This is a genomic window from Serratia sp. CoH_122_TC_1 (assembly GCF_058191755.1).
Window position 1 is genome coordinate 132,780 of sequence record NZ_JBXWLA010000003.1, and the last position, 12,652, is coordinate 145,431.

Genomic DNA, 12,652 nt, shown 5'->3' on the forward strand with positions numbered 1-12,652 from the left:
GTCAGTTAATCTCGGTGAACGTTCCAATGAGACACTCAAGCGCCTGCGCCAGTTCGCTGGCGGCCTCCCGTGGGGGATGGTGCCCAACACCGGGTATCATTAATAAACGGGCGTTAGCAATCCCCTCAGCAATTTCCCCACTGAGCTCTGGCGGTGTGGCTACGTCTTGTTCCCCACAAATAACCCATGTCGGGGTCGTTATCAGCGGTAACAACGCACGGCAATCTCCACGTTCGATGACCGCCGCATCTATCGCCAACGACAGCCCCTTACGGTCATGCTTCAGCATGATAGCCCGGTCTCTCACCATGACCTGCGGATTGTTACGTCGCCAGGCTGGCGCATTGACGTGTTGCTGCACATTGATGAAAGCAGCCTCGCAATCTTCATGACTACCTTGCAGGAGTGTCGTTTTTAAACGCTCCCACGTCCCGTAGCGCTGGGGATCCTCTTCACGGGCGCTGGTTCCAATTAACACCAAACCGGACAACAATTCCGGGTGCTTTGCCGCCAACCGGATCCCCACCATTCCGCCCTGACTTTGCCCAATAAATACCACAGGCCCCAGAGAGAGTTCGTTAATCATCAACGCCAGATCGTCAGCAATATCATCCAGACTCCATCCCCGGTGATTGAAACTGCTTTCCCCGTGGCCTGGCATATCAAGCCCAATACAGCGGTAATTTTTTGCCAGTACTGCCATCTGCTCGGTAAAAATATCGCCATCGACAAAAAGTCCATGGGCAAACATGAGCACAGGTCCTTCACCACGATCCGTATAGGCATATTCTGTGTGATTGAGGCGTACCCTGTATTTCTCATCATCGCAGGTAGAATCAAAAGCTCGTGCAAGCAACGCTGAATCTTCAAAAATCTGATAACGCGCAATCAAACCCTCTCGGATTTGAAAATGCAGTACAAAATCGCTGCCTACAGTACGGCCGGTAGAAACCACCCGGTGGCGGAAATACCCTTTCACCATGACGCTATCATCGGAAACCCACCAGTTATCCAACCGGAAAACCCGTGGCTGAAAGTTTTCAGGGAATGACCGCAACCACTGACGCACCGACTCGCGTCCTTTCAATATGCCAACGGTTGAAACCTGTGTGACCCCGTCAACATGCCACACCACATCATCGGTCAGCAGTTGTAATGCGCTATCAACGTCGCCCGCCCCAAAAGCGCTGATGTAACGCTGCACAACTTCGGTATGAGGTGAGGTAAGGTTAGTCATGTCATGATCCTCTTAAGAAATAATAAAACCCGCCGTCAAAACTCGAACAAAGGGCGTCAGAGGGGTATTATTGGATTTCTTTTTATGCATAACTACAGAAGAAATTGCCAATAGGTTTTCTAAAAATGAAAAATATGGATTGGAACGATCTGCGTTATTTTCTTTGTGTGGCCAGGCATGCAAGCCTGACCGGCGCAGCACAAGAAATGAGTGTCAGCCAGTCCACTATCGCAAGACGTATTGCCGCATTAGAAGAGAGCCTGGGTACTGCGCTATTTGTGCGTCATGCAACGGGTTATTTCCTGACGGATAATGGGAAGGACGTTTTAACGCAAGCCGAACGCGTTGAAGCCCGGGTGTTTGAATTGGAAAAAGATGCATCAAACCTGGACGCGACAGTTGCCGGGGTTGTCCGGTTGGCCACTGCAGAAACAATGGCCACTCATGTCATTATTCCTGCATTGCCGTTATTGGCTGCACGCCATCCCAAACTACGACTAGAGTTGATCACCAGCATCGACATGGTTGATCTCCCCCGCTATCAGGCAGATTTGGCATTACGCTTGGTGCGACCTGGTCACGGCAATTTAGTCATCCAAAAGCTGGGGAATATGCCCTCTGCTGTCTATGGCAACCAGGATTACCTTGCCCTGTCCGCACCAGAAGAAAGGCGCTTCATCTGCTGGGATAAAACCTTTGCACATCTGCCGGCCGCACAGTGGTTAGAAAAGCATGGACATAGCCAAGAACCGGCATTAACCACCAGCAGTGTCGCAACACAATATTCCGCAGCAAAAATGGGGATCGGCTTAGCCGTCTTGCCCTGTTTTATGGTGATGGATAATGATCCGCTGGTTCAAACGCTGACACCACAAGAGGTATTCACAGAAGAATTGTGGCTGGTAACGCATGCTGACGTTCGTGTCTCAGCACGCGTGCGAGCGGTCAGCGGTTTTTTGCAGGATATTTTCAAGGCAACAGATACCCGGTGGCATAAGTAAAAACATCGTCTGGTGCACTTAACGACTCACGCTGGTGCACTATAGTGCACTGAATAGATTTAATTTTAATAAAATCAATATATTAAAAGTTGGCATGTTTTCTGCCTGTTCTCTTTGCAACTTTATAAAAAGGAGAACGGGCACATGCAAGAAAGCAACACCTTAAACGTTAAACGTAGGCAGTTATTAAAACTCTCTGGGGTTCTACGCCGGAACCCCAGATTTTTCCGTTCGCCAAAATTATCACCGGTTGAGCAGCTTTATGCCGTCAGCCGCAGTTGACCATCCGGGGATATGTGGCGGTACAGCGTTTGTAGGGTTCTCCCCAACTCCTGGCATAACGTACTGACTTTCGTCTCTGGCCTTCCCATTGATGCCATTGCCAGCCGCAGTTTTATTGGCGTCATTTTGTAAGGCCGTCCACCGTTCCGCCCCGTGGCTCTTGCTGATGTCAGGCCAGCAGTCGTTCGCTCTGCAATCAGTTCGCGCTCAAACTCGGCCAGTGCAGCAAAAATGCCAAAAACAAGCTTGCCGGCAGCTGTCGTGGTATCGATAGTCGCTCCGTGACCGGTCAGTACCTTCAGGTCGATCCCGCGTCCGGTAAGGTCATGCACCGTATTAATGAGATGACGAAGGTCGCGACCGAGTCGATCCAGTTTCCATACAATCAGGGTGTCATCTGGCCGTAGGGCCTTCAGACAGGCAACAAGTCCAGGGCGATCTTCTCGCTTGCCCGATGCCCGGTCTTCATAAAGATGGGCAGCGTCAACGCCGGCAGCGATCAGCGCATTAAGGCCCTGGCCCGGATATCGCCGGTGGCTTGGCAACACATTTTGCTGAACGGGCATTATACCTTCCAAAGCAGCGATGAAATTATTGACTTGGATGAGCTGGTTGCTCGGTTGAAATTGGGGTAACGTATTCAAGTGTACAGCCCCTTAATAAAAAAGGAGGGCACTAGAGGCATGGAGAGATTTTACCTTCAGAATTTTACTGGGCCTTTAATAAGGCCTCTCTAGCCACAGCCTGTTAGTACTATTTTTATAGAGTTTTTTTTCGATGAATTTATTTTTATTTTCCGAAATGAATATGAGAGCTGTTCCGTATTCTTTTGTTGGTTCAATAAATAATTTACTGAGTTCTTCCTTGTAATAGTTAAGTTTACCTCGAGCTGGATCAATAACTTGGAACCATCCATTTTTGTAGCCAGTGTAAACAATAAAATGACCACCGTTAGTTTTTGTTTTAAGTATCGTTGGCGAATTAATATTCTCTAGATCAGACATGGTCAATTTTAAACCCACACTTGATATGCCGAATTTCTTTGATGTAACGAACAAATCCAGCAGTGAATACTCAGGTTTTAGACCGATAAAAAAAAATAGATTCTTCTCTGAAGTATTCTTATTAAAAAATATGTTAAGTACATAGGCTAGTGAGGCGATACCACAAGAGTTATCCATAAGTTGTGGCTCAACCCCATTTGTACGGTAGTCAACCATTGTGTTTTTTATCATCTCTCTTGGCTTACTCTGAGGGTACGTCTGTGTAGAGAATAAACATAGTGTAATGATTAATGAAATTTTTCTTAAAAAAACATGCCTACTAAGCATGATCATGCTCCCTCGAAGAAATAATAATATACAGCAATAATTACCAGGGTAACTGGAATTGCGATGAAAAAACTTACTGAAGAGTCTATTTTTCTGGGCGCCTTTTTATTTCTTCTCTTGATAATTATAGAAATAACACACCAAATAAACATCAACAATGGTGTAGCGTACAAGTAGACATTCAAAGATTACCTCCTCACAATCCATCACTAGTTTAACATTTTTTTCACTTATGCCTGCTTGTCATTATTTCGTAGAAATGATTATCAATAAACATGTTGATATATTTACACTCCAATTAAACTAATGGCATTGAACACATGAACTTCTCATTACTTTCTTCCATGAAGATGGATCGTCAATGGCTTTCCTAAATATATCATCCATTTTCGATGGTGGCATGCCAGGCATGTTTTTTAAGTGTTCTTTTGCCCAGTTTGGATTGTTAAGTATGGTATTTAACTCTGCCTGAGTAGGAACCGCGTCAAGTGGAGGTCCTATTTTATGTTTATTTTGTCCAAGTGCTCCTTCGCCTGCCAAGCCTCCAAAGAACAAACCTCCAGACTCCATTAGCATAAATTTTGTTACTGTTGTCGCACCAGAGACCCCTCCACTAAAGGCTCCGCTAGCCGCAGCAATGACTGCATCAGTAGTGTTAAAATCTTTTCCTGAAATAGCTAGCATCGCGGCATAAGAGCTTAAACTAATTGCCATGCCTTGTGCGGCCCCCCATAGCAATGGAACTAAAACTACAGGAATAGCTTTGCCTTTTGTGTTTGCCATTTCAGCATCAGTCATCACTTGATGAGGCAAGTATTCCAGATTGTCAATTTTCCACAATGATGTTTTTGCCAATGCATTGTTGGAAAAAAATATTGTTGAAAGCAAGGTGCAAATAATGGCTTTTTTCATTATACCCTCCATGAGAAATCAAGAGAAAACGTGTTGGAATTCATACCGCCAAGTTCATGATCAATCGTAAAGTCTACAACAAAATCCTTCCAACTATTAAACGTTACGCCACTTATTAACGCACTTGATGTATCCCAGGATGGAGTATGCGGATTTCTTTTTTTTGTGGAAAATACATCTTTGGATGCTCCAAACTTGACATCCACATCGTTATTTAAAGCAATGCTGAGTATACCTGCAGTAGAAAAATAGCGGTATTTCATATCATCTTTCTTGCTGGATATCCCATCAATATAAGACGGATAGAGTGTGAGAACTACGGGGTCCATAACCCAGCTAAATGAGGATGATAGTGTAATATTGTTGACATTCCCCGCCTTAAATCCTGTCCCTACGCTTAACACCGTTAATGGGTAGAAATTATCAAGGCGATATGATAATCCGAAATTGTAATTATCTGCATTTCCTTTTGTTTCTGAATTAAGGTTTAGCTGTGAATCTGATGTATCCTTTCTAGTATATTTACCGAACCAAGTTCCCCGAAAAGAAAAATTATCTGTTAAGCCATACTTAAAGGAAGCATACCCATTAAGCTGTTTCGTTTTATTGTTAACGACTGACACTGAATTATCGAGGAAGAAAGAGCCTAGAGATGTGATGTTTAACGTATACTGAGGAAACGTGCTGGACTTGTTGTTTTCATAAATAGATATACCAGAACTGATAGTCCATTTGTTTTTCTCTGGCAAGAAATCTTCAACTTTGTAGATATTTCCCCCTGCGCCCATTACCAGATTTGGCGGGTTTTCTGCATAAGCAAAATCAGTTCCTAGGCACATGACCAATAGTGTAAAAGAACAAACGCGTCGCTTCATGTTGTTTCAACATCCCTTGTTGATAATGATTATCGTTATCTTTGTGTGAATTTTGCCATATGTATTCAAGTTGTCAATAAGTGAAAGCAATTGTTTCTTACGGGCACCACGACAGCTGCCGGCAAGCTTGTTTTTGGCATTTTTGCTGCACTGGCCGAGTTTGAGCGCGAACTGATTGCAGAGCGAACGACTGCTGGCCTGACATCAGCAAGAGCCACGGGGCGGAACGGTGGACGGCCTTACAAAATGACGCCAATAAAACTGCGGCTGGCAATGGCATCAATGGGAAGGCCAGAGACGAAAGTCAGTACGTTATGCCAGGAGTTGGGGAGAACCCTACAAACGCTGTACCGCCACATATCCCCGGATGGTCAACTGCGGCTGACGGCATAAAGCTGCTCAACCGGTGATAATTTTGGCGAACGGAAAAATCTGGGGTTCCGGCGTAGAACCCCTCTCTGGGGCCCTGGCCGGCGGTATCGCGCTGGTGGGGTTGAATCGTAGTGCACTGGCGAACCTCTCTTCGGGCGACGCCCCTTTCACCGCCCCCACCGTCGATAATCCGATCCGGATTAACTTCAACGAGAACCCACTGGGCATGTCACCCAAGGCACAGGCCGCCGCACGTGATGCCGTGATAAAGGCCAACCGCTACGCCAAGGACGAGATCGTCGCGCTACGCAGTAAACTGGCCAGCCAATATCAGGTACCCGAAACGGCAATCCTGCTCACCGCGGGTTCATCCGAAGGGATCCGCGCCGCAGTAGAAGCTTACGCCACTTTAGATACCCAGTTGGTGATCCCAGAACTGACCTACGGCGACGGCGAGCATTTTGCCAAAATCGCGGGTATCAAAATCACTAAAGTGCCGATGCTGGATGGTTGGCAGTTCGATATCGATGGATTGAAAAATGCGGTGGCAAACTACAAGGGTCCGTCATTGGTCTACCTGGTTAATCCAAATAACCCCACGGCAACCATTACGCCGGCAGATGTGATCGAACCCTGGATCGCCGCGAAACCGGCCAACACCCTGTTCATTGTGGATGAGGCTTACGCCGAGTTCGTCAATGACCCACGTTTTCGCTCGGTCGGCCCATTGTTCAAGCAGGGAGCAGACAATGTCATCCTGCTTAAAACCTTTTCAAAAATCTTTGCCATGGCAGGCATGCGTGTGGGTTACGCCGTGGCGCAGCCAGAGATCATTGCCCGTCTAGGTCACTACGTCGCCGGTGAGAAAATCAATTTCTGCGGTGTCGATGCAGCATTGGCCTCGCTGGATGATCAGGCCTTCATCACGTACAGCAAAAAGAGCAACGACACGTCACGCCAGATTCTGCTGGACGCATTAAAAGCGCTGAACATCACGTATTTGCCGTCCGAGGGCAACTTTGTCTTTCACCAGCTTAACGTGCCGCTGAAAGCGTATCAGCAGCACATGAAGCAGGCTGGCATCCTTATTGGGCGTGCGCTCCCTCCGGCCGATGCCTGGTGCCGCATCTCGCTCGGCACGCCGCAAGAGATGACCTTTGTCGCCAAAACCCTGCATGATTTCCGCGCCAAAGGCTGGTTATAGTGGCCCTGGCGTACTGAAACCTACCGCCAGTTCGCTGGCGGTTATCCCTATAGCCCCTTTCATCCTAAAAGCTGACGCCTTATGGCTATACTGAGACTCTGCCGATTTTTCATAAGGACATCAGGATGCTGAGATTCTCTCGCCGTTGGCTGTTATCAGCAGCGCTTATTACGTTCGCAACGACCGCAGCAGAAACACCCCAATATGGCCAAGAGCTACAGGGCTTCCACTATCCTTACCCACTGCAACAGTTTAGTTTCGGCTCTCAGGGGCAGCAGTTGAGTATGGGCTACATGGACGTGCCGCCAGAGGGGAAAGCCAATGGCCACACAGCGGTGTTGATGCACGGCAAGAACTTCTGCGCGGCTACCTGGCAGGAAACCATTAAAGCGCTGACCAAGGCCGGTTATCGGGTGATTGCCCCGGATCAGATCGGTTTTTGCAGCTCGACCAAACCGCAACATTATCAATACAGTTTTCAACAGTTGGCGCAAAATACCCACGCGTTGCTGAGTAACCTGAAGATCAGTAAAGCGGTGATCGTCGGCCACTCTACCGGCGGCATGCTGGCAACCCGTTATAGCCTGATGTATCCGCAGGCAGTGGAACGACTGGTGATGGTCAATCCCATTGGGTTGGAAGATTGGAAAGCCAAGGGCGTGCCGTGGCGCAGCGTCGATCAGTGGTTTGAGCGCGAACTCAAGACCTCCGCCGCCGGCATTCGGCAATATGAGTTGAACACTTACTATGTGGGCCGCTGGAAACCAGAATATGACCGCTGGGTCGATATGCTGGCCGGGTTGAACAATGGGCCGGGGCATCGCCTGGTGGCCTGGAACTCGGCGCTGATATACGACATGATTTTTACTCAACCGGTGTATTACGAGTTTAAGGATCTGCAAACGCCCACCACGCTGATGATTGGCACCGCCGATACCACAGCCATCGGCAGTGACATCGCGCCACCTGCGGTCAAAGCCAAACTGGGCAAATACAACGTTCTTGGCAAACAGGTGGCAACGCTGATCCCCCACGCCAACTTGATCGAATTCCCCGGACTGGGCCATGCGCCACAGATGGAGGAACCCACACAGTTTAACAATGCGCTGATTAAGGCATTGCAGCCCTAAGCGTCATTGGCTGGATCTGTCACCCATGCCTGCCTAAACTTTGCGCTACGGGTAACAATGGCAGCGGAGAAGACTATGCGACAGATTATTGTGGGCGCGTTTATCAGCCTTGATGGGGTCATGCAGGCCCCGGGTGGACCGGAAGAAGATACGACGGGTGGCTTTCAGTTTGGCGGTTGGACAGTGCCCTATTGGGATGACAGCATTGCCGCGGCAATGGGGGAGACTTTCTCTCAGCCGTTTGATTTACTGCTGGGCCGTAAAACCTATGACATTTTCGCCGCGCACTGGCCGCGTATCGAAACCGATCCCAACGCAGAGGGGTTTGAACAACTCAACGCAAAGATTGCCAACACCTTCAATCGGGCGACCAAATATGTCGCTACCCACCGGGGTGAAACGTTGGCATGGGAAAACAGCCAATGGTTGAGCCAGAATGTTGCCGCACGTCTGCGAGAGATCAAAGCCGGACAAGGACCGGCTCTGGTGGTTCAAGGAAGCACCGAGTTAATCCAATTGTTGCTGGCTGAGGATTTGGTGGACGAACTGCGTCTGCTGACCTATCCGCTGCTGCTGGGCGGCGGTAAACGCCTGTTCGGCAAGGGGACGTCACCGGCCGCCTTTAAGCTGGTTAAGTCAGTTATCTCACCCAGTGGGGTGATCATCGCGCACTATCAGCGCGCCGGTAACATCTCCACGGGATCTTTCGCATTGGAAGCCAGCGCGGCGAAGTAGCGGCTAGCCCTGCACAAAGTGGTCGTTCTGCATCCGGCAAGCCTTGTCATCTGTATCTATTTAACGAGGATTAAAATCCCTTATCCTTCCCCCATCCAAGGCCGGGGATCGTGCTATGGTATTAGCGGATTTTAGTAAGGAGTGGCCGATGCCGAGATTTCTCTCTTTACGCGCATTACGGCGCGTTGCCCTGACAGGAGTTGTTATGAGCCTTATGTTAAGCAGCAGTACCTTTGCCAGTTCACTGCCTCTGCTGGCCCCCTCTGCACTGAAGGGGCACTGGCAGCTGATCGACGCCGAGGACAAAACCGCTACCTGCAACGTTGAACTCAGTGATGAACTTATCGAAGGCAGCAACGCTTACCGCTTTACTGCCTCCGCGCAGTGCTTGCAACCGCTGGCGCTTAGCGAGCTGCCGGTTGCCTGGCGCCCAACGCCGGACGGCATGACGCTGACCAATGCCGACGGCAGCATGGTCGCGTTTCTCGCGCTGACCGCGCCCAAACGCTATGAAGTGATGAATCACACTGGCAAAGCGCGTTTTACGCTGATACCGCGCCCATAATCACTGCGCTGTTTACGTGGCGGCAGTGTGACTCTTCTGCCGCCAACGCCCATCGATTACGCCACCAACAATCCCAATAACGCCCCGCCCGCCAATACCCACAGCGGGTGAATGCGTTTGTTCATGCTCAACACCGTGGCCAATAGAATAATCACCGCCAGCGGCCAACGGGGGGCAGAAGCCTCAGCGATCAGCACCCCGCTCGCCGCCACCAACCCAACGGTAACCGGTACGAGCCCACTCTGCACGCGGCGGCGCCAGGGTTTGTCCTTAAAGCGCCGCCAGGCGCCCATCACCAACAACGTGACTATCGATGACGGGCCAAACTTGGCAACGGAAGACACCAACAGCCCGGCCCAGCCGGCCACGTGCCAGCCAATCAGTGGCACGATCATCATATTCGGTCCCGGCGCAGCCTGCGCCATAGCGAAAAGTGCACTGAATTCCTGCGCGCTCATCCATTGGTGAACCTCCACCACCTGACGCTGCATTTCCGGCAAAATTGTCATGCCGCCACCGAATGCCAACAGTGACAATTCCGTGAAGATGATCGCCAGCGAAATCAAAACACCGATCATGATGGATTCCTCCACCACATCAGTGAAATACTCAGCGGTGCCAGCACCAGCATGGTCGGCAGCAACGGCAAACGCAGCCAGGCGATGGCGATCAAACAGAGTGCGACAATCCCCAGCGCCAGCCATTTACCGCGCAACGGCAACAGCATTTTGATCCCCGTGGACAGCAATAAACCCGCTGCCGCTGCCGCCAATCCGGCAAAGACGTGTTGCACATGGGCATCATTCTGGAAGCGGGCGTAAACCATACCCAGACCGACCACAATCGCCGTCGGCGCACTGATCAGCCCCAGCAATGCGCAGAAAGCACCGCGCAGGCCGCGAAACTCCATCCCCACCGCCACCGAAAGGTTGATCACATTGCCCCCAGGCAAGAATTGGCATAAACCCAGCAGCTCGGTGAACTGTTCGCCGCTCAGCCAGCGCCTGTCTTCTACCAGCATATTGCGCGCAAGCGGCAATACACCGCCAAAGCCAATCAGCCCAAGCATCAAAAAGCCCCAAAACAACTCGCCATTGCCCGGCGGGGCCGCAAGCCGTTCGTTTTTTACCGCATCAGATTCAGACATGGTCCTTCCACATTGCTTATTGTGATGACTGGTATGATGCGCGCCGTCATGACATGATGTCTAATGCATTTCGGAAGCAATAAGGATACCTAAAAGGTATGGCTATGATCGAACTTCGTCGCCTGCGGGCGTTCGTTACCGTGGTAGAAGAAGGTAATATCACCCGCGCTGCCGAACGTCTATTTATCCAGCAACCACCGCTGACCCGACTGCTGCAAGGACTGGAAGATGAGCTGGGCGTCAAACTGCTGCAACGCCTGCCGCGTGGGGTTCGCGTCACCGAGGCTGGCAGCGTGCTGTTCAATGAGGCGCGCGCCTTGCTGGCGCGTGCAGAGCACTTGACCGAAGCCGTGCGCCGCGCCGCTCGTGGCGAACAAGGGCACATCGCCATCGGCTTTACCAGCTCCGCTGCCCTGCATCCGTTCGTGCCCAACCTGTTGCGGCGCTACCGTGAGATCCTGCCAGGTATTACCACCCAGTTGGAAGAAGCCGGCAGCGGAGAACTCTTGGATGCCTTGGTGGAGGAGCGGCTCGACGTTGCCTTTGTCCGTTCGCCTGTGGGCGGCATTCCGGGGCTAACCATTGAACCTGTGTTACGTGAGCCTATGCTGGTCGCTCTGCCTGTCGGGCACCCATTGGCAGTCAACAGCGAGCAATCTCTGCCGCTGGCAGCGTTAACCCACGAAGCATTCATTCTTTATCGTCGCCCTGCCGGCCAAGGCCTGTATGATGCCATTTTGGCTGCCTGCCACCGCGCAGGGTTCAGTCCACGTGTTATTCAAGAAGCCCCACGCCTGCCCGCCACGCTCAGTCTGGTGGGGGCCGGTTTAGGGCTGTCGATTGTACCGGCCTCGATGCGGCGCTTGGGGGGAGATGGCATTATCTATCGGACGATTGCCGAACAAGCCCAGCTGAGTGCGCCACTTTACCTGGCGTTACGCAGCAATCGCGCCTCCGCCATCATCACACGTTTTCGCGATCTGGTGGCAGAGGCGGTCAGTGAGCAGCCGGCTGACTAGTCTTGTGTGTCGGTAATACGCGTGAGGTGGATCACCAGGTACAGCAGTTCATCGTTCGACATCTCCATTTGCAGCAGATTCTTCACGTAATCGCGGATCAGTAACGCGCCGCGATAAGCGTGCGGGTATTCTTTGGTCACCTGCGCAAAAATAAAGTCGTCTTTCGACACCACCTGCTGCCCTTCTACCATTCGCTGGATAAAAAACTGCATATGAACCAGAAAACGTGCGTAATTGAGCGAATCTGTGTCGATATTGATGCGAAAATGATATTTGATGATGTTGAATATATCCTTCAACATCTTCACCGCCAGCAGCGTGTGTTCCATGTTTTGCACATCGGTTTGCCCATTAACCAAATGGAAAGCGATGTTGCCGGCCTCTTCTTCCGGCAGCTGAATATTCAGCCGCTGGTTGATATAGGCCAGCGCCTGCGCCGCTACCGCGAACTCCTGCGGGTAAAAACGCTTCACTTCAAACAACAGCCGGTTCTGGATCGCAATCCCTTTGTGATAGCGTTCAATGGCGAAACTGATATGGTCTGCCAGCGTGAAGAAGATCTGCTCGTTAATCCGCCCGTTGAGATGGCGATTGGCCTCTGCGAGGATCATCTGCACAATCTCGATGTGTTCTTCCGGCGTCGTTTCTATCAAGCGCAGATAATCTCGGCCCTTTTGACCGTTTTGCACCACATACACTTTCTCGATCGCGGCCGGATCGAGAACGTCACCCACTTTGCTGTTAAACCCTATACCCTTACCCATAACGATAACTTCATTGTTATCGCCATCCGTCGATAGCACCAGGCTATTGTTGAGTACCTTAATGACTTCCATCGTCGT

13 protein-coding genes and 2 pseudogenes are annotated in these 12,652 nt (G+C 50.6%); 7 read left to right on the top strand and 8 right to left on the bottom strand.

Features of this window, described 5'->3' with window-relative positions; genetic code table 11:
- Position 1: 1 nt before the first annotated feature.
- A complete protein-coding gene (locus AC2FC2_RS05005) occupies positions 2-1,237 on the bottom strand; it encodes an alpha/beta fold hydrolase (protein WP_490658871.1) in 1,236 nt (411 codons plus the stop codon).
- A gap of 104 nt (positions 1,238-1,341) precedes the next feature.
- Between AC2FC2_RS05005 and AC2FC2_RS05010 the strand changes: the two genes are divergently transcribed.
- Entirely contained in the window at positions 1,342-2,238 is an 897-nt protein-coding gene (locus AC2FC2_RS05010) for a LysR family transcriptional regulator (RefSeq protein ID WP_490658872.1), read from the top strand.
- 243 nt (positions 2,239-2,481) lie between these two features.
- On the opposite strand, the pseudogene AC2FC2_RS05015 reads toward AC2FC2_RS05010, so the two are convergent.
- From AC2FC2_RS05015 to AC2FC2_RS05030, 4 genes and pseudogenes are all read right to left on the bottom strand, one after another.
- Positions 2,482-3,086 (bottom strand): annotated as a pseudogene (locus AC2FC2_RS05015) (recombinase family protein).
- A 153-nt stretch (positions 3,087-3,239) separates the two neighbouring features.
- Entirely contained in the window at positions 3,240-3,740 is a 501-nt protein-coding gene (locus AC2FC2_RS05020; RefSeq protein ID WP_490658873.1) for a cysteine peptidase family C39 domain-containing protein, read from the bottom strand.
- 414 nt (positions 3,741-4,154) lie between these two features.
- A complete protein-coding gene (locus AC2FC2_RS05025; protein ID WP_490658874.1) occupies positions 4,155-4,763 on the bottom strand; it encodes a hypothetical protein in 609 nt (202 codons plus the stop codon).
- Positions 4,763-5,638 carry a hypothetical protein gene (locus AC2FC2_RS05030; RefSeq protein WP_490658875.1) on the bottom strand — a complete coding sequence of 292 codons (876 nt, stop codon included), beginning with the start codon at positions 5,636-5,638 and terminating at the stop codon, positions 4,763-4,765. Before AC2FC2_RS05030 ends, AC2FC2_RS05025 begins: the two co-directional genes overlap by 1 nt.
- A 105-nt stretch (positions 5,639-5,743) precedes the next feature.
- Here AC2FC2_RS05030 and AC2FC2_RS05035 point away from each other — a divergent pair.
- The 5 genes and pseudogenes from AC2FC2_RS05035 to AC2FC2_RS05055 form a co-directional block, all read left to right on the top strand.
- Positions 5,744-6,048 (top strand): annotated as a pseudogene (locus AC2FC2_RS05035) (recombinase family protein); the annotation flags it as partial.
- Between the two features lie 5 nt (positions 6,049-6,053).
- Positions 6,054-7,214: a pyridoxal phosphate-dependent aminotransferase gene (locus AC2FC2_RS05040; protein WP_490658876.1), complete on the top strand. Its 1,161-nt coding sequence runs from the start codon at positions 6,054-6,056 to the stop codon at positions 7,212-7,214.
- A 125-nt stretch (positions 7,215-7,339) separates the two neighbouring features.
- Positions 7,340-8,344, top strand: a complete 1,005-nt coding sequence (locus AC2FC2_RS05045; protein ID WP_209633256.1) for an alpha/beta fold hydrolase — start codon at positions 7,340-7,342, stop codon at positions 8,342-8,344.
- A 75-nt stretch (positions 8,345-8,419) separates the two neighbouring features.
- On the top strand, positions 8,420-9,079 hold the full coding sequence (locus AC2FC2_RS05050) for a dihydrofolate reductase family protein (protein WP_490658877.1): 660 nt from the start codon (positions 8,420-8,422) through the stop codon (positions 9,077-9,079).
- Between the two features lie 205 nt (positions 9,080-9,284).
- Positions 9,285-9,644 (top strand): AprI/Inh family metalloprotease inhibitor, encoded by a 360-nt coding sequence (locus AC2FC2_RS05055; RefSeq protein ID WP_209633253.1) that lies wholly within the window; start codon positions 9,285-9,287, stop codon positions 9,642-9,644.
- A gap of 56 nt (positions 9,645-9,700) precedes the next feature.
- Here the strand turns inward: AC2FC2_RS05055 and AC2FC2_RS05060 are convergent, their stop codons facing one another.
- Together AC2FC2_RS05060 and AC2FC2_RS05065 are read right to left on the bottom strand one after the other, a co-directional pair.
- Positions 9,701-10,222 carry a chromate transporter gene (locus AC2FC2_RS05060; protein ID WP_209633250.1) on the bottom strand — a complete coding sequence of 174 codons (522 nt, stop codon included), beginning with the start codon at positions 10,220-10,222 and terminating at the stop codon, positions 9,701-9,703.
- Complete coding sequence (locus tag AC2FC2_RS05065) at positions 10,219-10,791, bottom strand: chromate transporter (RefSeq protein WP_490658878.1); 573 nt, start codon at positions 10,789-10,791, stop codon at positions 10,219-10,221. Before AC2FC2_RS05065 ends, AC2FC2_RS05060 begins: the two co-directional genes overlap by 4 nt.
- A gap of 98 nt (positions 10,792-10,889) precedes the next feature.
- Here AC2FC2_RS05065 and AC2FC2_RS05070 point away from each other — a divergent pair, with 98 nt between their 5' ends.
- Positions 10,890-11,810: a LysR family transcriptional regulator gene (locus AC2FC2_RS05070; RefSeq protein WP_209633246.1), complete on the top strand. Its 921-nt coding sequence runs from the start codon at positions 10,890-10,892 to the stop codon at positions 11,808-11,810.
- On the opposite strand, the gene licT is transcribed toward AC2FC2_RS05070, so the two are convergent.
- The gene (gene licT / locus AC2FC2_RS05075) at positions 11,807-12,646 is read right to left on the bottom strand and encodes a BglG family transcription antiterminator LicT (RefSeq protein WP_209634196.1); all 840 of its coding nucleotides are present in this window, start codon (positions 12,644-12,646) and stop codon (positions 11,807-11,809) included. The genes AC2FC2_RS05070 and licT overlap by 4 nt on opposite strands.
- Positions 12,647-12,652 lie beyond the last annotated feature (6 nt).